The sequence below is a fragment of the Phytohabitans rumicis genome (genome assembly GCF_011764445.1).
In the GTDB taxonomy this organism is placed as follows: domain Bacteria; phylum Actinomycetota; class Actinomycetes; order Mycobacteriales; family Micromonosporaceae; genus Phytohabitans; species Phytohabitans rumicis.
This window is the reverse complement of record NZ_BLPG01000002.1, coordinates 308,891-328,784: the sequence shown is the minus strand read 5'-3', so window position 1 is coordinate 328,784 and position 19,894 is coordinate 308,891. Positions and strand designations below refer to the sequence as shown.

Here is a 19,894-nt window from a genome sequence, read left to right as displayed (position 1 = left end):
TATATGCGTACGAGATCATTGGCCGCCGTCGCGGCGGCGATGGTGGTGGCGCTCAGTGCGTGCGCGGAGTCCGGGGGCACCGAGCCGGCCAAGCCGAGCGACGTGTCCAAGGACCTCACCACCGAGAACATCACGCTGACCCTGGCGTACACCGACGACCCGCCGACCCAGGCGCTCATCGACGCCTTCCACGCGCTGCACCCGAACATCACCATCAAGGGCCAGCAGACGCCGTTCAGTGACTACGTCAAGTCCATCAAGCTGTCCATGGCCGCCGACACGCCGCCGGACATCGCCGAGTACAACCCGGGCGCCATGCGCTCGCTGGTGCCGGCCGGGCTCATCTACGACCTGACGCCGTACGAGAAGCTGTACGGCTGGGGCGAGGCGTTCCCGGCGTCCAGTTTGGAGGTGCTGCGCTCCAACCAGGCGGCCAAGGAGTACGGCACGGGCGGCCTGTACGCGGTGCCGGGCGCGCTGTCCGTGCTCGGCGTGTACTACAACAAGTCGATGGTCACGGCGGCCGGAATCGCCGACACACCGTCCACATTGGCCGACTTCGAGCAGGACGTGGCCGCGGTGAAGAAGGGTGGCAAGGCGCCGCTGAGCCTCGGCGGCCTGCAGGTCGGCGGGTTCCAGCTGTGGAACGCCTTCACCAACGCGCTCGGCGACGAGAGCCAGTACCGCAACTGGGTGTACGGCAAGCCCGGCTCGACCATCCAGACCGACGCCGCGAAGCAGGCCGCCCAGAAGGTCATCGACTGGGTCAACGCCGGCTACATCCCGGCGTCGGCGAACGCGACGGCCGACAGCGACGCGCAGGCGAACTTCACCAACGGCAAGAGCGCGTACCTCGTCACCGGCAACTGGGCCGCGTCGGCCATCGAGAAGGCGATGGGCGACAACGTCGGCTTCTTCCTGCTGCCGCAGGCCACCGCGGGCGACTCCGTGGTCGCCTCGGGCGCCAGCGTGGCGTACTCCATCTCGTCCAAGACCAAGCACCCGAACGAGGCGGCCGCGTTCCTGGACTTCATGCGCGACGCCAAGGCGGCGACCGTGCAGTTCGACACCGGGTTCATGCCGGTGAACAACGAGACCGCGGTCCAGGCGACCGGCGTACGCGCCGACATCGCCGCCGACTTCAAGAAGGTGGTCGCCGACAACGGCATCGTCCCGTTCCCGGACTTCGCCTCGCCGAACATGATCGACCGCCTGACCTCCGGCGTGCAGGGCCTGCTGAGCAAGAAGACGACCCCCGACGCGTTCCTCACCTCGCTGCAGGAGTCGTGGACCGAATACCATGGCTGACACGGCACCACTCGCCCGGCGGCGTCCGCGCCGCCGGGCGCGCCGGGTCGTCGCCCTCCTCTACATCGCGCCCGCGGCACTGGTGTACGTCGCCTTCGCGATCTGGCCGGCGATCCACACGGTGTACCTGTCCTTTCTGGACTGGGACGGGATCCTGCCGGCCACCTCGGCCGGTTTCTCGAACTACACCGACGTGTTCACCGACCCGACGCTCGGGCCGGCGCTGTGGCACGCGATCGTGCTCATCGTGTTCTTCGCGGTCATCCCGTGTGCGCTCGGGCTGCTGATGACCGCGCTGCTACAGGGCAACGTGCGCGGCATGACCGCGTTCCGGGTCATCTTCTTCCTGCCCCAGGTGCTGCCGCTCGTCGCGGTCGGCATCACCTGGCGCTGGCTCTACAACGACGACGGCCTGGTCAACCAGGGCCTGCGCTGGATCGGCCTGGGCGGCGTCACCCGGGCCTGGCTCGGCGACTACAACCTCGCGCTGGTCGCGCTCGGCCTGATCGGTACGTGGGCGATGAGCGGCCTGTGCATGGTGCTCTTCCTGGCCGGGGCGCAGAAGATCGACGTCGCCCTGTACGAGGCGGTGGCACTCGACGGCGGCGGCCCGGTCCGGCGGTTCTTCGCCGTGACGCTGCCCGCCCTGCGCGGCGAGATCACCATCGCCAGCGTCATCACCACGATCGCCGCGCTGGCCAGCTTCGACCTCGTCTTCGTGACCACGAACGGCGGCCCCGTCGACCGGACCACCGTGCCCGGCCTGCTGGTGTACCGGCTGGCGTTCAACGAGAGCGACATCGGCCGAGCCAGCGCGCTCGCCGTGGTCCTCACCCTCATCGTCATCGTCTTCGTCACGGCGATCCGCACACTCACCCGGGAAAAGGCGTGAACCCGTCCCGTACCGCGACCGTCGCGCGCTACCTCGTGCTCAGCGCGATGGCCGTCGCGGTCCTGCTGCCGTTCGTCAGCATCGTGCTCGCCGCGCTGCACCCGTCCGGCGCCCAGATCTCCGGGCTGAGCCTCCCGACGACGTGGTCCTGGTCCAACTTCGCCGACGCCTGGCGCGAGGCCAACTTCAGCCACCTCGTGCTCTCCAGCGTCATCATCGCCGCCGGCGTGGTGCCGCTCGCGGTCGTGCTGGCCACCCTCGCCGCGTACTCCCTGGCGACGCTGGACCCGCTCGGCGGCCGCGCCATGTCGGTGGCCTTCGTGCTCGGCCTGACGCTGCCGATCGAGCTCGTCGTCGTCGCCCTCTACTTCGACCTGCGGCAGGTGGGACTGACCAACTCGTACCTCGGCGTGATCCTGGCCGAGACGGCGCTGTTCATGCCGTTCGGCGTCTACTGGATGCAGAACCACTTCGCGTCGATCCCGCGCGAACTGCTGGAGGCCGCGCGGGTCGACGGCGCGGGCAGCCTGTCGATCCTCGGCCGCGTGCTGCTGCCGATCTCGTGGCCGGCACTGACCACCCTGGGGCTGCTCTACTTCATGTGGTCCTGGAACCAGTTCCTGCTGGTCATCGTGCTGATGCAGAACCCCGACCTGCGGACCGCCCCGGCCGGGCTGGGCTTCTTCGTCGGCCAGTACTCCACGAACATCCCGCTGCTGTCGGCCGCGAGCCTCATCGTGATCGGCCCGATCGTGGTGCTCTACCTGATCTTCCAGCGCAACTTCGTCAGCGGGATCACCCAGGGAGCCGTCAAGGGCTGAGCCCGCTCAGTTCGCCAGGAAGTCCAGCAACGCGGGGTTGACCACCTCGGGATGTGTCCAGGCGACGTTGTGCGGGCCGCCCCCGACCGTGACCAGCGTGAGGTCCTTGACCAGGGCCGGCAGCCGGGCGGCGGTGGCCGGGTACGGCAGGATGCGGTCGGCGTCGCCGTGGATGAGCAGCGTCGGCACGTCGATCAGCGGCAGGTCGGCCCGGAAGTCGGTCAGCCACGTGTCCACGCAGGCGTACGCGGCGTGCGGCGAGGCCCCGACGGCGGCGATGAAGCTGGCCTGCCACGCCTGGTCGCTGATCCGGGTGCCGCCGAGCACGTCGACGTTGTAGAAGTTGTCCAGGAAGTCCTTGAAGTACGCCGGCCGGTCCCCAGCACCGCCGCCTTGATGCCCTCGAAGACCGACCGGTCGACGCCCTCGGGGTTGTCGTCGGTCTTGAGCAGGAACGGCGGGATCGCACCCATGAGGACCGCCTTACGCACCCGGCCCGAGCCGTACTTGCCCAGGTAGCGGGTGACCTCGCCGGTGCCCATCGAGAATCCGCACAGCACCACGTCGTCGAGGCCGAGGTGGTCGAGCAGGATCTTCAGGTCGCTGGCGAACGTGTCGTAGTCGTACCCGGTCGTGGGCTTGCTGGACCGGCCGAAGCCGCGCCGGTCGTACCGGACGACCCGGTAGCCGGCCGGCAGCAACACGCGTTCCTGCTTCTCCCAGGAGTCGCCGTTGAGCGGGTAGCCGTGGATCAGCACGATCGGCTGGCCGCTGCCGTGGTCCTCGTAGTAGATCTCGATGTCGGCGCCGTTCTCCTGACCGACGGTCACTTTCGACATGATTCCTCCTTTTCTCCCATCCCATGATGGCCGCGCCGGGCCGCGCCCGTGCCGGTTCCGCGACATCCCTTCAACTAGGGGATGGCCCCCATGGGGTTAGGGGAAATGTCAATCGTGAGAGGGACGTGATATTGAGGCATCCACATCAATCATGTGGCGATGTCGAGAAGACGCCTGTACACCACTGTCCTGGCCATCACGACTCTCGCCCTACCCCTCGTGCTCGCGGACGGCGCGGCCGCGGCCGGCTCCGCCACGCGGCCGGCCCCGATCGCCTGGAGCCCGTGCCCCGAGGACCCCACCGCGCAGTGCGCCACCGTCCGCGTACCCCTGGATTGGGCGCATCCGCGCGGGCCGAAGATCGACCTGGCCGTCGCGCGGCGGCCCGCCACCGATCCGGCGGCCCGGATCGGCTCCCTGCAGATCAACCCGGGCGGCCCCGGCGGCTCGGCGCGGGGCTTCGCCATCTTCGGGGCCGACTACTTCAGCGCCGAGATCCGGCGCCGCTTCGACATCGTCGGGATCGACCCGCGCGGCGTCGGGCAGAGCACGCCGATCCTGTGCTCCGCCGACCTGCTGGCCCAGGAGCCGCCGGTCCTGCTGGGCAGCCAGGCCGAGTTCGACGCCCGGCTGGCGTACAACGCGCGGCTGCGGGCGGACTGCCGGGCGCGGACCGGTCCGCTGTTCGACCACGTGGACATGCTCAGCGTGGTCCGGGATATGGACTACGTGCGGGCGGCCCTCGGCGACGCCAAGCTGACCTACTACGGCGTGTCCTACGGCTCGATGGACGCCCAGCAGTACGCCGAGATGTTCCCCGACAAGGTCCGGGCGATCGTCTCGGACAGCAACCTGGACCACAGCCTGGGCACCCGCGGGTTCCTGGACACCGAGGCGGCCAGCGCGCAGGACTCCTTCGACGAGTTCGTCAAGTGGAGCGACCGGACCCCGTCCAGCGCGCTGTACGGCCAGGACGTCCGGGCCGTCTGGCACCGGGTGCTCGACCGCGCCGGCCGCGGCGAGATCCCGTTCCCGCCCGACCCGAGCCGGCCGCTGCGGCCGGACGAGCTGATCAGCGCGGTGTTCGGCGCCTTCTACGGGCCGGACTGGGTACCGGTCGCGGACGTTCTCTCGGCGCTGGACACGAACACGCCGATCCCGGTCGAGCCGCCCGAGGAGGAGCCGGAGCTGCCCGAGGTCGTCCCGTTCCCGCCGCTGGCGATCTTCTGCAACGACTGGAGCCTGCCGGTCCGCGACTACCGGGAGTACGCCGGGCACCTGCGGCGGGTCGGCCGGATCGCGCCGGACATGCTCTTCCCGCCGCCCGCGACCTCGCTGACGGCGGCCTGCCTCGGCTCGCCCGCGAAGATCGCCAACCCGCAGCACCGGTTGCGGGTACGCGACAGCGCCACGCCGCTGCTGCTGACCAACGCGCTGCACGACCCGGCCACCGGGTACAACCGGGCGCTCGGCGTGGCCCGGCAGCTCGGTAGCGAGGGCGTTCTGCTCACGTACGACGGGTGGGGCCACGGCGTCTACGGCCGCAGCGAGTGCGTCACCGCCGCGATCGACAGCTACCTGATCAGTCAACAACTCCCCGCACGCGGCACCCACTGCCCGGCGTCGAGCCGCCGTCGCCTCCGGCAACCGCCCGCACTGCGTCAGCCTGGCCCGCCGCCCCGCCAACCCGTACTAGCGTGGATGATCATGGTCTGCGCCGCAGAAACCGTCTCCGAACCGCTGCGCAGACCATGATCACCGGGCAGACTCGGGGGCGGCGCAAGCCGCGGCACCACGTCACCGGCATGGTCAACGGGATGGGCATCCGCGGCGTCATCGAGGCGCACGACGGGGAGCGCGGCTTCATCCTCGGCGCGGCGTGGCTGCGCGGCTGCCCGGTGCGGGTCGGCGACACGATCCGGGTGGAGATCGTGCCGGAAGGGCCGCAGCGCGGCGACCTCGCCGAGGACGTCGCCGCCGCCCTGGACGCCGAGCCGGAGGCGGCCGCGTTCTTCGACGCGCTGACCCAGTTCTACCGCCGGGCGTACCTGCGCTGGATCGACGCGACCAAGCGCAGCCCCGCGCTGCGCGCCGACCGCATCGCCGAGATGATCGACCTGCTCAAGGCCGGGGTCAAGGAGCGCCCGAAGGGTTAGTCCGGGCTCACCTTCGAGGACTGCGGGACCGTCGCCGGGTCGGACGGGGTCTGCCGGGTCAGGTACTGCGGCACGGGCGCGGCGTCGGTGCCGGTGTCGCGGACCAGGCCGTAGCGGACCCAGCCGGCCGCGACCGGGTCGGCCGGCGGCGGGGTGGCGATCTCCGCCGCGACGTCGTCCCACGTGACGGCCCGGACGGTGAGGTTGTAGTCGGCGCCCCGCTCGTTGTTGTGCAGGGTGACCTCGCCGTCGAGGTAGAAGTACTCGGCCTGCCAGAACTGCTGCGCGCCGGCCGGCAGCACCGTGTAGCCGGCGGCGGGCTCGCCCATCCAGGTGTTCGCCGCGGGGCCGCCGGGCTTGGCGTCGTCCATCCGGCGGGTGCCGCCGGACGCGACGTGGAAGAGCTTGCCGGAAAGCCCGGTCCAGGTGGGCATCGTCATGCCGCCGGAGCGTTGGGTGAACGGGATCTGGTAGCGGATCCGCACGTACCCGCGGCCGCGCAGGACGACGCGCTCGCCGCGGCGGACCATGTGGAAGTTGCCCGGCTCCGGCTCCTGGTACGCGCCGCCGACCGCGGCCACCAGCCCGGACGTGGGCCGCTTGGGCAGCGCGCCGGGCGGCCGGAGCCGGTCGGCGGGCGCCTTGTCGGCCACGTCGACGGTGCTGCCGTACGCCGGCGCGGCCGGCGTGGTCGGGCGCCGCTGCGCCGGGGTCGCACGGCGGGCCGGCGGCGTGGGGGACGGCGTGGGCGCCGCCGCGAAGACCGCCGTGCCGCGCGGGTCCGGGTCCTGCCAGGTGTACGCCACGGTCGCCCCGCCGGCGGCGACGGTGACCCCGGCGACGATGGCGGCGACCGGCTTGGAGAACAGCGCGCCCAGCTTGGCCAGCACGCCACCGGCCCCGGTCAGGCCGTTCAGGGCGAACCCGAGCGGCACCGGCACCATCGCGAGGCCGACGAGCAGGTTCTCGGCGGGCACCAGCGGGGCGTGGCCCGGGCCGCAGACCGGGCACTCGCGGGTGTGCCGGCCCAACCGTTTGCGCCACAACGGGTGCGGCTGCCCGGGCCACCGGTCGGTCAGCGCGGCCAGGTCGGAGCAGCGCGGCGTCACCGCGAGCGCCCGGACCACCGCCCGTGCGGTGTCCAGTTGCGCCTTCATCCGCTGGACCCGGACCGCGGCGTGCTGCGGCGAGATGTCCAGCGCGGCGGCCAGTTCGGTGCGGGTCAGCTCGCCGGCCGCCTCCAGCCACCACAGCGACAGCAGGTGCCGGTCGTTCTCGTCCAGCCAGCGGGTCGCCTCGGCCACCTCGCGCCGCTGCCCGGACAGGCCCAGCCGCACGACGGTCAGGTCGGCGAAGTCGGCGCCGGGGTCGGCCACCTCGCCCGCCTCGTCCAGCGTGCCGCCGCGCCGGGCCAGCGCCGCCCGGCGGGCCCGCCCCTGGTCGCGTACCTGGCGCATGGTGATCGCGACCAGCCACGGCCGGAAGCTCGCCGGATCGCGCAGGCGGCGCAGCCCGTGGACCGCCCGCAGCATGGTCTCCTGCACCACGTCGTCGACGTCGGCGTGGCCGTCCAGCGCCCGGCCGACGATGTTGTAGACCAGCGGCAGGCAGTCGGCCACGAGGTCGTCCAGCGCCCGCTGGTCACCGGACTGGGCGGCGACCACGAGCGCGGCGACCTCCCGGTCGTCCATCCGCACGTCGTGACACCTCCGTCCCCTCGTCCCTTACTTATGGAGACCCTCGCCGGCCAGGCCGGATAACACAAATCCGTTATCCGGGCGCCCGCGCCGCCGCCTCCTATGCGGGTGGACGTACCAGAGCATGAGGGAGATCACCACGTGTCATCGCAGAGTGACAGGTCGGTCGCACGGCGGCGCCTGCTGACCGCGGCGGTGCTGGGCGCCGGCGCGCTGAGCGTCGCGGCCGGGTCGACCGCCGCCCTGGCCGGCATCCGGTCCGGCGGTCCGCGCGCGTTCGTCCGCCGCCGTCCGCCGGCCCCTGGCGGGCTGGGCGGCTTTGGCGGGGCTCCCACGCCGCCGGGGCCATCGCAGTCCCCGACCCCCTCGCCCGCCGCATCGGCCACCACCTCGGCCGCCGCCCAGGCCGGCATCGCGCATCCGGGCATCCTGCACACCCAGGCCGACTACGACCGGATGGCGGCCAAGGTGCGGGCCGGCGCCCAGCCGTGGCAGGCGGGCTGGGACCGGCTCGTCGCGAACCCGCACGCGCAGAGCTCGTACCGGCCGCGTCCGGTGGCGACGGTCGTGCGCGGCGGCACCGGGCAGAACTACGCCGTGCTGTTCAAGGACGCGGCCGCCGCGTACCAGAACGCCCTGCGGTGGAAGGTCGCCGGCAGCCGGGAGCACGGCGACACCGCACGCGACATCCTCAACGCCTGGTCCGGCACGCTCACGGCCATCCACGGCAACGCCGACCGGTTCCTGCTGGCCGGCCTGCAGGGCTGGCAGCTGGCCCAGGCCGGGGAGATGCTGCGCGGCTACCCCGGCTTCGCGCAGGACAAGCTCGCGGCTCTGCTGCGGGACGTCTTCTACCCGATGAACAACCAGTTCCTCACCAAGCACAACGACGCGTGCATCACCAACTACTGGGCGAACTGGGACCTGTGCAGCATGACCTCGGTCCTGGCGATCGGCGTCTTCTGCGACGACCAGGCCAAGATCGACCAGGCGATCACGTACTTCAAGACCGGCGCCGGCAACGGCTCGATCCTGCACGCGGTGCCGTTCCTGCACCCCGGCGGGCTGGCCCAGTGGCAGGAGAGCGGGCGCGACCAGGGCCACACGCTGATGGGCATGGGGCAGCTGGGCGCGTTCTGCCAGATGGCCTGGAACCTGGGGCACGACCTGTTCGGGTACGCGGACAACCGGTTCATGCGGGCCGCCGAGTACGTCGCCGCGTACAACCTGGGGCAGGAGGTGCCGTTCACCACGTACCGGTGGGGGACCGGGCAGAACTGCGCCGCCCGCGAGCAGACCGCCGTGTCGCCGGCCGGGCGCGGCCTCAACACGCCCGTCTGGGCCCTGCTGGACAACCACTACCGGGTACGCCAGGGCCTGCGCGTGCCCAACATCGAGGCGTACGCCCGGCGGGTCGGCCCGGAGGGCGGCGGCGGTGACTACGGCCCCAACAGCGGCGGGTACGACTGCCTGGGCTTCGGCACGCTGGCGTACACCCTGTGAGCTAACGTTCCTGCTCGTGACGACAGACCTGTTGCTGGTGGCCATCGTCGAGATGGCACCCGGGCACACCGCGGCCGGGCAGGAGTACGAGGACGCGGTGCTGGACCTGCTGGACCGGCACGGCGGCGCGATCGAGCGGCGTACCCGCAGCGCGGACGGGGCGAGCGAGGTGCACCTGATCCGGTTCGGGAGCCGGGCCGGGTACGACTCGTTCATGGTCGACCCGGACCGGCTCGCCCTGCGCGCCACGCTCGGCGAGTCCGCCCCGACAACCCGCGTGATCGAAGTCCGCGACGTCTAACGGGTGCAAGGAAGGGCCCCTTGTTAGCGCTTTTTGCATAACAAGGGGCCCTTCCTTGCACGGCGCACGGGGTGCCCGCATCCCCGATACTGGGGTGTGTCCGTTCCGGTCCCCGGCAGCGTCCTGCGCATCGTGCCGGATTCGCGCTGGCTGTACGGCAGCTTCCTGCACCCTCGGCGGGTGCGCCGCGACGAGACGAAGAACCTGCAGTTCCTCGGCTGGGCGACGGTGGTGACGTCCGCGGACCCGGCCGCCGGCACGTACGGCACGACCGCGGTCGCGGCCTTCCTGGACGACGGCTACGCGGTCACCACCCTCGACGCCCTGGCCGCCGCCAACTGGGTCCTCACCGCCCTGGCCCCCGCCGCCTAGCCCCTTTGCTTGCCTCGCCCGCCCCGCCCCTTTGCTCGCTTTGCTCGTCGATCAAGGGCATACGGCCGTGCTTTGATCTCTTTTCCGCGACCATTTGCCCTTGATCGACGGGAAAGTCCTTGATCGACGCATGAGTCGGTAGGGCGTGCGGCCCGCTGGTACCGTGCGCCGGTGATTATCTTCGGCTTCTCGGTCTTCTACTTCCTCGGACTCATCGGCACCGGTCAGTTCGCCTGCCCGAACTGTGGCGGCGACCGGGAGTACCAGCACCGGACCGCCCGTCGGTTCTTCACGCTCTTCTTTATCCCGGTGATCCCGCTGGACAAGGTCGGCGAGGTCGTGCAGTGCCAGACCTGCAAGCTGCGCTTCGACCCCGCCGTGCTGCAGCGCCCCACGAGCGCGCAGCTGGCCAGCGCCCTGCCCACCGGGATGCGGGCCGCCGCGGCCGTCGTCCTGCGCGCCGGCGGCAGCTCCGAGGCCGCCGTCCGCGCCGCCATCGATGCGGTGCGCGCGGCCGGCTCACCCGGGTACGACGTCGCGCAGCTCCAGTCCGACCTGAGCCTGCCCGCCGAGGCCGCCGCCGACCCGCTGCGCGCCCTGGCCGCGAACCTGACGCTCGACGCGTGCGAGCGCTACCTGGCCAGCGCCGTGCGGATCGGCCTCGCCGACGGCCCGTTGTCGCCGGCCGAGCTGGACGGGCTGCGCTGGATCGCCAGCAACCTCGGCATGACCCCCGCCCACGCCCACGGCGTCATTTCCACCGTCGAAAGCTCCGCCACCCTGGACTGACGCCCGCCCCGCCCGGCCCGGCCCCGCTGCGTCCCGCTCCCGACGGCGCCGCGGCCCGCTGCGACCTGCCGTGGCCCGCGGCCCGCTGCGTCGATCAAGGGATTGCCCGCCGATCAAGGGCATACGGCCGTGGTTGGATCTCTTTTCCACGACCATTCGCCCTTGATCGACGTGAAAGCCCTTGATACGTGAAAGCCCTTGATCGCGGCGGCCCGCGCGGGGCGGGCGCGAGCGCGTCAGGCGGCTGGGTCGGTGTCGGCGCGGTCGCGGGCCTGCGTGAAGAACGCGTACACCGCGTCGGGGTCGGCGCGGTCCAGTTCGCGCATCGGCCGCGCGACGCCGAACGGGGCGTTCCAGTACGCGCCGGTGCGCGGCGAGCGCGGGGTGAGGTAGGCGTACGGCTCGGGCAGGAAGGCGTCGCCGGGGGAGACGCCGTACCCGATGCCGTCGACGAAGACGCCGACGTCGAAGTGCTCGGGCCACAGGATCGGCTGCTCGGACGGGACCACCCGGCGCAGGGCGGCGTCACCGGCGGCCCAGCAGTCCGCGAGCCAGCGGGCCGGCTCGGGGTCGACGTGCAGCACCTCGTCGGGCTCGGCGCCGGACCCGTCGTCGTAGAGCCCCCGCGGTGCGCCCACGTCCACCCCGGCCGCGGCGGCGAGCTCGGCGCAGCTCCGTCCGGTGATCGCCAGTCGGGTCTGGCCCACGACCAGGTCCACGCCGTCGACGCGCAGCTCGGGGTGCTTGAGCGGGCGGAAGCCGCCGGGGCTGACCAGGAGGCGGATCGTCCCGGTACGCCGGTGCTGCGGGCCGGCGAGCACCAGCTCGGCGACCGCGTGCAGGCTGTGTCGGGTCGCCCCGAGCGGATCGTTCATCGCACCACTCTTACCAGCTCTCCTACCCGCCGCGCCGGTGATGATGAAGTTGTCGCCGGGGAGAGCGCTCCCCGGCGACGCTAACTTCATGATCACCGGGACGAGTGGGCGATCGTGGACAGGTGGGCGGTGAAGGGCGCCACCGCGGGTGCGGGGGTGCGGGAGGCGAGGGTGGCGGCGAACACCTGGCGTACCGAGGCGTCGTCGCGGTGCAGGCGGAGCAGGGCGATGTCGGCGGGCGCGGCGCGGATCGCCAGCGCCGGTACGAGCGCCACGCCGAGTCCGGCGGCCACGCAGCCGAGCTTGCCGGTCCACTCGGCGGCGACGATGTCGATGCGTGGCTGGAAGCCGTGCGGGAGCGTCGCGCGCAGCAGGGTGTCCTCGGCGGTGGCGGACCCGACGACGAACGACTCCTCGGTCAGGTCGGTCAGGCGTACGGTCCGGCGGCGGGCCAGCCGGTGGCCGCGCGGCACCGCGACGAGCAGCCGCTCGTCGAGCAGGTGGTGCAGGTCGAAGCGGGCGCCGTCCAGCGGGCGGTCCGGCGGTGCGCTGACCACGGCCACGTCCGCGTCGCCGGCGACCAGGCGCTCCAACAGTTCCGGCGTCCGACCCTCCACAAGGGACAGGGTCACGTCCGGGTGCGCCGCGCGGAAGGCGGCCAGCGCGCGCGGCACGAGCGCGGCCACCGCGGTCGGGAACGCGCCGACGCGCAGCCGCCCGGCGCCCAGTCCACGCAGCGCCGCCAGGTCGCGGCGGGCGGTGGCCAGCCGGTCGAGGACCGCCTCGGCGTGCCGGAGCAGGCAACTGCCCTCCTCGGTCAGCGCGACGCCCCGCGGCAGCCGGTCGAACAGCCGCGCGCCGGTCTCCGCCTCAAGCGCGGCCACCTGGCGGGATACGGCCGACTGGGTGTAGCGCAGCGCCTGTGCCGCCGCGGTGATGGACCCGTGCCGCGCGACCGTCCGGAAGACCTCCAGGGACTCGATCAACACGCACCCATGCTAGCGGCGCATGGCAGCCATGCCAGACATTCGTACCCAGCATGGCCCAGCCTGCCCTAGCGTTGCCGTTCGTGAAGACCATCGCCGTACTGGGTACCGGCCACATGGGCGCGCCGATCGCGCGCCGGCTGCTGGCCGCGCCGTACCCCGTCATCGTCTGGAACCGGACCGCGGCGCGCGCCGCGGAGCTGGCCGGGGCGGGTGCCCGCGTGGCGGACTCGCCGGCCGACGCCGCCCGCGACGCCGACGTCGTGATCACCATGCTGACCGACGCGGACGCCGTCGACGCGGCCCTGTTCGGCGCGGCCGGGGCGGCGCCGGCGCTGCGGCCGGGCACGTGCGTGGTGCAGATGTCCACGATCGCCCCGGCGCAGGTCCGCGCGCTGGCCGCCCGGCTGCCCGCCGGTGTGGACCTCATCGACGCGCCGGTGGCCGGCAGCGTCGCTGCCGCGGCGGCCGGCGGGCTCACCGTGCTGGCCGGCGGCGAGTCGGCCGCGCTGGACCGGGTCGCGCCCGTCCTGGCAACGCTCGGCACGGTCCGGCGCTGCGGGCCGGTCGGCGCCGGTGCCGCCCTCAAGCTGGTGCTCAACACCGCCCTGGTGACCGCCTTCGCGGCGCTCGCCGACACCCTCGCGGTCGCCGACGCGGCCGGCGTCGACCGCGACGCCGCGCTGGCCGCGCTCATGGCCGGCCCGCTCGGTGGCGCGGTCACCCGCGCCACCGCCACCGGCACGCGGTTTCGCGTCGCGCTCGCCGCGAAGGACGCGCGGCTCGCGCTGGCCGAGCTGGGCGCCGCGCCGGCCCCGGCCCTGCGGGCCGCGGCACAAACACTGTCCACTGTGGTCGACCAGGACGCGGACCTGGGCGCCATCATTCCGCAAAGGAGTACGCCGTGAAGCTGACCCTGGACAACCCGGTGACCGTCGCCGCGCCGTTCGGTGACCGGTTCGCCCACGTGGCCAGGCTCGACGTCGGCGGCGGTGCGTTGCTCGTCCTGTCCGGACAGATCTCAGTGGACGATCGTGGCGAGGTGTACGCGCCGGGAGACATCGCGGCGCAGACCGAGCGCATCTTCGAGATCGTCGGCGGGCTCCTGGCCGCACACGGTGCCGGGTTCGGCGACGTGCTGCACATCCGCACGTTCATGACCGACCTCGACGACCTGCCCGGGTACGGGGCCGCGCGGCGGCGGCTCTTCCCGGGCACGCCGCCGGCCAGCACGACCGTGGAGGTCAGCCGGCTCTTCCTTGCCGGCGCCCTGCTGGAGGTGGAGGTGACCGCCGCCGCTTTACGCGGGCGGGGACAAGAGCATTCGGCGGGCGAGGGTGTCGACGCGGCGCAGTGCGTCGGGGAGCCGGTGGTCCCCGGCCATCCGCTCGACCAACGCCGCGGCCTCGTCGACGGGGATGCCGGCGGCGGTGACGTACAACGGCTTCGTTCCTGAGCCGCGGTGCACCGCGATGGCGTGCGTGGCGGAGCGGAACGCGGTCTTGGCGACGCCGACGATCGGGACGTCCAGTTCGGTGTGCAGGTGGGCGCCGAGGCCGGGGCGCCCGTCCGGGTCGAGGTCGACGTACCCGTCGATGACCACCAGGTCGAGGCGGCCGGCGCCGGCCAGGACCGCGCGGACCGCCGGCAGTTCGCGCCGGAAGAAGGCACCCGGCTGGTAGGGGGCGACCTGCGGCAGCCAGCACACGCGTTCGTCCACGATGGCGGCGAACCGCGGGTCCGCCGCCACGACGGCCGCGGCGTGGGCGCCGCCCGGCGGCGGGTAGTGCACGTCGACGGCGGCGGCGCGGATCACGCGCCCAGTCTGCCCCGCGCCGGGGCGAGTCGGCACCGCCCGTACCGGATGAGCCCTAGACTGTCACGTGCGCGATACACCCGGTTTCGGGGAGGTGCTGGCGCGTGGGCATCGGCGGAGGGATCTTCCTGATCGCGGTGGGCGCGGTGCTGACGTTCGCGATGCAGATCGACCCGTGGTGGATCGACCTGCGGGCGGCGGGTGTCATCCTGATGCTCTCCGGCGGCGCGATGCTGCTGGTGACCATCTGGTACTGGCAGGAGCGCCGGCGCCGGGTCCACCGCCAGATCGTCCAGGAACGCCGGCCGCCACCACCACCGCCACCGCCCTCCGGGTAGGTTTTGTCCTGGTCGCAGCGGGTATCTCCTCCTAAATGGCGACCGAGACGCCCGACATCGCCGGCGCCTTTCCCCGGCTGGGCGGCGCGCAGATCGAGGCCCTGGCGCGGTACGGCGAACGCCGTCCCACCCGCGCCGGGGACGTGCTCGTCCGGGAGGGCGAGCCGCACCGGGACTTCGTCGTCGTCCTGTCCGGCCTGGTCGCGGCCGTCGAGGGGTACGGCACGGCCGAGGAGCGCCTGGTCAAGGTGCACGGGCCGGGCCGGTTCCTGGACGAGCTGGGGCTGCTGACCGGCCAGCCGCCGCTCGTGACCGCGGTGGTCGGCGAGCCGGGCGAGGTGCTCGCCGTACCCGTGCCGGCCCTGTGCGAGCTGGTCGCGCGCGACCCGCGGCTGGGCGACGTGGTCCTGCGCGCCTTCATCTGCCGGCGCGAGCTACTGGTCGGCGCGGTGGCCGGGGTACGGATCATCGGGTCGCGCTACGCGCCCGACACCCGGCGGCTGCGCGAGTTCGCCGCCCGCGACCGCCTCCCGCACACCTGGATCGACCTCGACGAGGACGCCGGCGCCGAGGCGCTGCTGCGGCAGATGGGCGTCCCGCCCGCGGACACCCCGGTGGTGATCCTGGGCGGCGAGCGGGTGCTGCGCAACCCGTCCAGTGCCGACCTGGCCGCCGCGCTCGGCCGGCCGGCGCCCGGCCCGCCCGAGGGTGTGCTGGACCTCGTCATCGTCGGCGCCGGCCCGGCCGGGCTCGCCGCCGCCGTGTACGGCGCCTCGGAAGGGCTGAGCACCGTCGTGCTGGACGCGACCGGGACCGGCGGCCAGGCGGGCACGTCCGCGCGCATCGAGAACTACCTCGGCTTCCCGGCCGGGATCTCCGGGACCGAGCTGGCCGCCCGGGCGGTGGTGCAGGCGGAGAGGTTCGGGGCGGCCATCACCGTGCCAGCCACCGCGGCCGCCCTGGCCGACCGGGACGGCGACCAGGTCGTCCGCCTCGACGACGGCACCGAACTGCGCGCCCACACCGTCGTCGTGGCCACCGGTGCTCGCTACCGCCGGCTCGACGTGCCGCGGATGGCGGAGTTCGAGGGCACCAGCGTCTACTACGCCGCCACGACCGTGGAGGCCCGGCTGTGCGCGCGGCAGCCGGTCGTGGTCGTGGGCGGCGGCAACTCGGCCGGCCAGGCGACCCTCCTCCTGGCCCAGCACGCGGCCGCCGTGCGGCTGGTCGTCCGCCACGACGACCTGGGCCGGGACATGTCCCGCTACCTGGTGGACCAGATCGAGCGGGACCCGCGGGTCGAGGTGCTGCGGCACCGCGAGGTGCGCGGGCTCGCCGGCCAGGACGGGCGGCTGGCGGCGGTCGAGGTCGAGGACGACCGCACCGGCGAGCGCCGGCGGCTGGAGGCGGGCCTGCTGTTCGTCTTCATCGGGACGCAGCCGCACACCGGTTGGCTCGCCGGCACCCTGGCGCTCGACGACCACGGCTACGTCCACACCGGGCCGGCGGCGGCCCCGGCCGCGCGCGGCGACCGCCGGCCCGAGGTGCTGGAGACGAGCCGGCCCGGGGTGTTCGCGGTCGGCGACGTCCGCGGCGGCTCGATCAAGCGGGTCGCGTCCGCCGTCGGCGAGGGGGCCATGGCCGTGCGCCTGGTCCACGAGCACCTGGCCCGCACCGGCCGGCGCTGAGCACCCGCTACTTCTTCGACGCGGCCACCCACTGGGCGACGGTGTCGGTCCGTACCGCCTTGTAGAGGGCGGCCGCCTTGGTCGTGTTGGGCTCGACGACGCTCTGCCCGTCGATCGTCGGGGTGCCCGCGCTGGGGCTGGTGAGGAACGTGACGTCGTCCGCCCGCAGGTCGCGCAGCGCGAACGCGGTGTCCACCAGGTTGAAGCTCTCGTCCACGGTGACCGAGCTGGTCACCGCCCGCAGGAAGGCGTTGAGCTTCACGGGGTCGGTGAGGGTACCGGTGCTGGCCGCCTTGGTCATCAACGCCTTCAGGAACTCCTGCTGGTGCCGTTCACGGGCGAAATCGCCGTCCTTGAACTGCTTGCGCTGCCGCACGTAGTCCAGCGCCTCCGCGCCGGTGAAGTGGTGCTCGCCCTTGGTGAACGTGCGGTGCTGCCCGTGGATCGAGGTGATGGTCTGCTCGACGTACATGTCCACGCCGCCGAGCGCGTCGGTCACCCGCGCGAAGCCGGCGAAGTCGATGAGCACGACGTGGTCGATGCGCACCCCGGTGAACTTCTCCACCGTCTGCACCACGAGCGGCGTGCCGCCCCAGGCGTACGCGGCATTGATCTTCGCCTTGGTGTCGCCGTGCGTGCCGTCGGCGGACGCCGGCACGTACACCCAGCTGTCGCGCGGGATGGAGATCGAGTACGCGTGCTGGTGGTCGGCGTCGACGTGCACCAACATAATGGTGTCGGTGCGCGAATCAGCGGTATTGTCCGGATCGCGGGAGTCGCTGCCGAGCACCAGGATGTTCAGCGCCCCGGTGACGGTCTGCGTCGGCCGGTCGGTGGGCAGCCCGGCGAACGCGTTGGTCCGGGCCAGGTCGTGGTTCAGCGACCGCCCATAGGCCCACGCGGCGCCCAGGCCGCCGCCCGCGATCAACAACACCGCCGCGAGGGCGACCACCAGGGTACGGCGCAGCCGGCGCCGCCGGCGGGTCCGCGATCTGCCGTACAAACCGCCGCTACCAGGAACTTCTTGGTACTCCACGGCTCGCACGGTAGGTCGGATTCCTGGACGTCACCTGTGTGCCGCGGGCATGTGTGCCGCGGGCCACAGCCGGGCGGCGGAAAGTGTCGGGGGTGGCGGATAGCGTGCCGGGCATGTCGCTGGAGCTGACCACGCCGACCGCGCCGCTGGCCGAGGCCGCCGCGCGGGTCGCCCGCCTGCTGCCCGCCCGCTCCCTGCAACCGGGCATGGCCACGGTCCATCTGCGCGGCGGCGCCGCCGGGTTGGCGCTGTCCGCCACCGACGGCGAGACGTCGGTGCGGGTGCTGGTGCCCGCGACCGTCCACGTCGACGGCGAGGCGGTGGTGTCCCGGCATGGGCTCGCCGACACCCTCGCCGGGCTGGACGCGCCCGAGGCGCGGCTGGCGGTGGAGGGCTCCCGGCTCGCGGTGCGCACTCCCGGTGCCCGGTTCGCGCTGCCGTCGCTGGCCGCCGCCCGGCCGGAGCTACCGGAGCCGCCTCCGCTGGCCGGCGCGATCCCCGGTGCCGCCTTGGCCGCCGCCGGGGCGGTGTGCGGCGCGGCGTCCCGCGACGGCGCGCTGCCCATCTTCACCGGCGTCCGGATCGTGTCCCGGGATGGGCGGCTCACACTGGTGGCGACCGACCGCTACCGGATGGCGGCCGCCGCCGTCCCGTGGACGCCGGAGCCGGGCGGCGGCGACGTCGCGGCCCTGGTGCCGGCCGCGTCGCTCGCCGAGATCTGCCGGCAGGCTGCCCGGGCCGAGACCCTTCTGGTGTACGCCGGCGGCGACCGCTTCGGGCTGTCCTGGGCCGGGTGCACGGTCGTCACCGCCTCGCTGGCAGGGCCGTTCCCCGACCGCCAGCTCGACCAGCTGCTCGCCGTCGATCCACAGTGCACGGTCGAGGCGGACGCCGACGTTCTTACCGCGGCGGTGCAGCGCGCCTCGCCGTACGCGGGGCCGCACGGGCGGGTGACCGTCCGGCCGGGTGACGGCGCGCTCCAGGTGTGCGGCCGCGACCCGCTGCACGGCGAGTCGGAGGAGGCGGTCAAGGCGAGCGTGCGCGGCGACCACGTCACCGCCCACTACCAGGCGCGCTACCTGGTTGACGCGCTGCGCCCGTTCGCCGGCGAGACCGTCCGGATGCGGATCCAGGCCGGGATGCGCGCCACGGCGTTCAGCGCGGCCGGCGGCGACCTCACCTACCTGGTCGTGCCGATGCGGGCCGAGGACGCCTAACGGGCCGACGCGGTGCGGGCGGCCAGCAGCTCGGCCAGGTGTTCCCGGTTCCACGCGCAGCCGGCGGCCATCGGCTCCAGCAGCGAGCGGCCGAGCGGGGTCAGCTCGTACTCGACGCGGGGCGGGATCTCGTCGTACGCGGTGCGGGTGACCAGGCCGTCGCGGCACATGGCTCGCAGGGACTCGGTGAGCACCTTCGGGGTGACGCTGCCCAGGGGCACCTGGAGCTCGGAGAAGCGGCGGGGCCGTCCCGCAAGCAGGTGATGATCTTCGCGGTCCACTTGTCGCCGATCCGGATCGGCGTGCTGTCGGTGGTGCACCCGGCGAACATGTCCGGGTCGAGTGGCTGCCTCACCGGCCCCACCGTACGTAACTATCGTTGCGGGAACCAGGGGCTTACCCGCTACCGTCCGCCACAGCCGCCGGCGACCACCGCCGGCCCGGGTGGAACGGAGCGAGCACAGTGGACAGAATCGTCGTCTTTGGCGCCGGTGGGCGGGCCGGTCGGCGTACCGTCGCCGAGGCGGTCGCCCGAGGTCACCAGGTCACCGCCGTGGTCCGCGATCCGGCCAGGCACGAGGACCTGCGCGGCCCCGGCGTGACCGTGGTCACCGGTGACGTCACCGACGCCGTCGCGGTCGCGGAGCTCGCCGCCGGCCACCGCGCGGCGGTCAACACGGCGGCGCGGATGGACGTACCGGCGGAGGAGTTCTTTCCGGCGGCGGCGCGCGCCCTGACCGAGGGCCTGCTCCGCGCTGGCGTCGGCCGCCTGGTGGCCGTCGGCGTCGGCAGCACCCTGGAGACCGCGCCCGGCGTGGCGGTGCACGACGCGCCGGACTTCCCCGCGGAGTACCGGGACTTCTCGGTCGGCCACGCGGCCCAGTTCGCGGTGCTGGAGGCCGCCGACCCCCGGCTCGACTGGGTCCTCCTGGTCCCGCCGCCCGTCGTGCTCGACGACACGGCCGCACGCACCGGCCGGTACCGCACCGGCGGCGCGGCGGTGTTGCCGGGCGCGGAGGCGTTCTCGTACGCCGACCTGGCCGCCGCACTCGTCGACGAAATCGACACCCCGAGACACCACCGCGCGCTGGTCGCCGTCGCACCGTAACCACCCCCGCCCGCCGCCCGCCGCGGTCATGCGCGGCGCGGTGGCGCGCGGCGCGGTGGCGCGCGGCGCGGTGGCGCGCGGCGCGCCCTTGGCGCGTCGATCAAGGGATTCCGCGTCGATCAAGGGCATACGGCCGTGGTTTGGAGATCGAA

Annotated in this window: 22 protein-coding genes and 1 pseudogene; 15 read left to right on the top strand and 8 right to left on the bottom strand. The window is 73.2% G+C overall.

Annotation, left to right across the window (positions count from 1 at the left end; genetic code table 11):
* Positions 1-3 precede the first annotated feature (3 nt).
* From Prum_RS45150 to Prum_RS45140, 3 genes are read left to right on the top strand one after another with little or no spacing between them, the layout of a single operon-like run.
* Complete coding sequence (locus tag Prum_RS45150) at positions 4-1,308, top strand: ABC transporter substrate-binding protein (RefSeq protein WP_173085347.1); 1,305 nt, start codon at positions 4-6, stop codon at positions 1,306-1,308.
* A complete protein-coding gene (locus tag Prum_RS45145) occupies positions 1,301-2,200 on the top strand; it encodes a carbohydrate ABC transporter permease (RefSeq protein WP_173085345.1) in 900 nt (299 codons plus the stop codon). Before Prum_RS45150 ends, Prum_RS45145 begins: the two co-directional genes overlap by 8 nt.
* Positions 2,197-3,021, top strand: a complete 825-nt coding sequence (locus tag Prum_RS45140; protein WP_218577890.1) for a carbohydrate ABC transporter permease — start codon at positions 2,197-2,199, stop codon at positions 3,019-3,021. The genes Prum_RS45145 and Prum_RS45140 overlap by 4 nt, the downstream gene beginning before the upstream one ends.
* 6 nt (positions 3,022-3,027) lie before the next feature.
* On the opposite strand, the gene Prum_RS55595 is transcribed toward Prum_RS45140, so the two are convergent.
* Positions 3,028-3,258: an alpha/beta fold hydrolase gene (locus tag Prum_RS55595; RefSeq protein WP_371871432.1), complete on the bottom strand. Its 231-nt coding sequence runs from the start codon at positions 3,256-3,258 to the stop codon at positions 3,028-3,030.
* On the bottom strand, positions 3,243-3,860 hold the full coding sequence (locus tag Prum_RS45135; protein WP_371871431.1) for an alpha/beta fold hydrolase: 618 nt from the start codon (positions 3,858-3,860) through the stop codon (positions 3,243-3,245). The genes Prum_RS55595 and Prum_RS45135 overlap by 16 nt, the downstream gene beginning before the upstream one ends.
* A gap of 159 nt (positions 3,861-4,019) precedes the next feature.
* Between Prum_RS45135 and Prum_RS45130 the strand changes: the two genes are divergently transcribed.
* Positions 4,020-5,615 carry an alpha/beta fold hydrolase gene (locus Prum_RS45130; protein WP_173085343.1) on the top strand — a complete coding sequence of 532 codons (1,596 nt, stop codon included), beginning with the start codon at positions 4,020-4,022 and terminating at the stop codon, positions 5,613-5,615.
* Positions 5,612-6,016: a YdeI/OmpD-associated family protein gene (locus tag Prum_RS45125; protein ID WP_173085340.1), complete on the top strand. Its 405-nt coding sequence runs from the start codon at positions 5,612-5,614 to the stop codon at positions 6,014-6,016. The genes Prum_RS45130 and Prum_RS45125 overlap by 4 nt, the downstream gene beginning before the upstream one ends.
* On the opposite strand, the gene Prum_RS45120 is transcribed toward Prum_RS45125, so the two are convergent.
* A complete protein-coding gene (locus tag Prum_RS45120; RefSeq protein ID WP_173086500.1) occupies positions 6,013-7,707 on the bottom strand; it encodes an RNA polymerase sigma factor in 1,695 nt (564 codons plus the stop codon). The genes Prum_RS45125 and Prum_RS45120 overlap by 4 nt on opposite strands.
* 147 nt (positions 7,708-7,854) lie before the next feature.
* On the opposite strand from Prum_RS45120, the gene Prum_RS45115 reads away from it, so the two are divergent.
* The 4 genes from Prum_RS45115 to Prum_RS45100 all read left to right on the top strand — a co-directional run bounded on the left by Prum_RS45115 (position 7,855) and on the right by Prum_RS45100 (position 10,678).
* Positions 7,855-9,216 carry an alginate lyase family protein gene (locus Prum_RS45115; protein WP_218577889.1) on the top strand — a complete coding sequence of 454 codons (1,362 nt, stop codon included), beginning with the start codon at positions 7,855-7,857 and terminating at the stop codon, positions 9,214-9,216.
* 16 nt (positions 9,217-9,232) lie between these two features.
* Positions 9,233-9,517: a hypothetical protein gene (locus Prum_RS45110; protein WP_173085338.1), complete on the top strand. Its 285-nt coding sequence runs from the start codon at positions 9,233-9,235 to the stop codon at positions 9,515-9,517.
* 96 nt (positions 9,518-9,613) lie between these two features.
* Entirely contained in the window at positions 9,614-9,889 is a 276-nt protein-coding gene (locus Prum_RS45105) for a hypothetical protein (RefSeq protein WP_173085336.1), read from the top strand.
* Between the two features lie 171 nt (positions 9,890-10,060).
* A complete protein-coding gene (locus tag Prum_RS45100; protein WP_173085334.1) occupies positions 10,061-10,678 on the top strand; it encodes a TerB family tellurite resistance protein in 618 nt (205 codons plus the stop codon).
* Positions 10,679-10,914: 236 nt separating this feature from the next.
* Here the strand turns inward: Prum_RS45100 and Prum_RS45095 are convergent, their stop codons facing one another.
* Entirely contained in the window at positions 10,915-11,553 is a 639-nt protein-coding gene (locus tag Prum_RS45095) for a hypothetical protein (RefSeq protein ID WP_173085332.1), read from the bottom strand.
* 92 nt (positions 11,554-11,645) lie between these two features.
* Positions 11,646-12,542, bottom strand: a complete 897-nt coding sequence (locus Prum_RS45090) for a LysR family transcriptional regulator (protein ID WP_173085330.1) — start codon at positions 12,540-12,542, stop codon at positions 11,646-11,648.
* 80 nt (positions 12,543-12,622) lie between these two features.
* Between Prum_RS45090 and Prum_RS45085 the strand changes: the two genes are divergently transcribed.
* Both Prum_RS45085 and Prum_RS53165 read left to right on the top strand, forming a co-directional pair.
* Complete coding sequence (locus tag Prum_RS45085; RefSeq protein ID WP_173085328.1) at positions 12,623-13,447, top strand: NAD(P)-dependent oxidoreductase; 825 nt, start codon at positions 12,623-12,625, stop codon at positions 13,445-13,447.
* Positions 13,444-13,824: pseudogene (locus tag Prum_RS53165) on the top strand (RidA family protein); the annotation flags it as partial. The gene Prum_RS45085 and the pseudogene Prum_RS53165, both read left to right, overlap by 4 nt.
* A gap of 15 nt (positions 13,825-13,839) precedes the next feature.
* Here the strand turns inward: Prum_RS53165 and Prum_RS53160 are convergent.
* On the bottom strand, positions 13,840-14,355 hold the full coding sequence (locus tag Prum_RS53160; RefSeq protein ID WP_173085326.1) for an endonuclease V: 516 nt from the start codon (positions 14,353-14,355) through the stop codon (positions 13,840-13,842).
* A gap of 104 nt (positions 14,356-14,459) precedes the next feature.
* On the opposite strand from Prum_RS53160, the gene Prum_RS45070 reads away from it, so the two are divergent.
* Positions 14,460-14,693 (top strand): DUF6458 family protein, encoded by a 234-nt coding sequence (locus Prum_RS45070; protein ID WP_173085324.1) that lies wholly within the window; start codon positions 14,460-14,462, stop codon positions 14,691-14,693.
* A gap of 35 nt (positions 14,694-14,728) precedes the next feature.
* The gene (locus tag Prum_RS45065) at positions 14,729-16,381 is read left to right on the top strand and encodes an FAD-dependent oxidoreductase (RefSeq protein WP_173085321.1); all 1,653 of its coding nucleotides are present in this window, start codon (positions 14,729-14,731) and stop codon (positions 16,379-16,381) included.
* Positions 16,382-16,388: 7 nt separating this feature from the next.
* Here Prum_RS45065 and Prum_RS45060 read toward each other — a convergent pair whose 3' ends face one another.
* Positions 16,389-17,417 (bottom strand): LCP family protein, encoded by a 1,029-nt coding sequence (locus Prum_RS45060; protein WP_371871430.1) that lies wholly within the window; start codon positions 17,415-17,417, stop codon positions 16,389-16,391.
* 113 nt (positions 17,418-17,530) lie between these two features.
* On the opposite strand from Prum_RS45060, the gene Prum_RS45055 reads away from it, so the two are divergent.
* On the top strand, positions 17,531-18,634 hold the full coding sequence (locus Prum_RS45055; RefSeq protein ID WP_218577887.1) for a DNA polymerase III subunit beta: 1,104 nt from the start codon (positions 17,531-17,533) through the stop codon (positions 18,632-18,634).
* Here Prum_RS45055 and Prum_RS45050 read toward each other — a convergent pair.
* Positions 18,631-18,954: a winged helix-turn-helix transcriptional regulator gene (locus Prum_RS45050; protein WP_246278768.1), complete on the bottom strand. Its 324-nt coding sequence runs from the start codon at positions 18,952-18,954 to the stop codon at positions 18,631-18,633. The genes Prum_RS45055 and Prum_RS45050 overlap by 4 nt on opposite strands.
* A gap of 143 nt (positions 18,955-19,097) precedes the next feature.
* Between Prum_RS45050 and Prum_RS45045 the strand changes: the two genes are divergently transcribed.
* Entirely contained in the window at positions 19,098-19,742 is a 645-nt protein-coding gene (locus Prum_RS45045; protein WP_173085319.1) for an NAD(P)-dependent oxidoreductase, read from the top strand.
* Positions 19,743-19,894 lie beyond the last annotated feature (152 nt).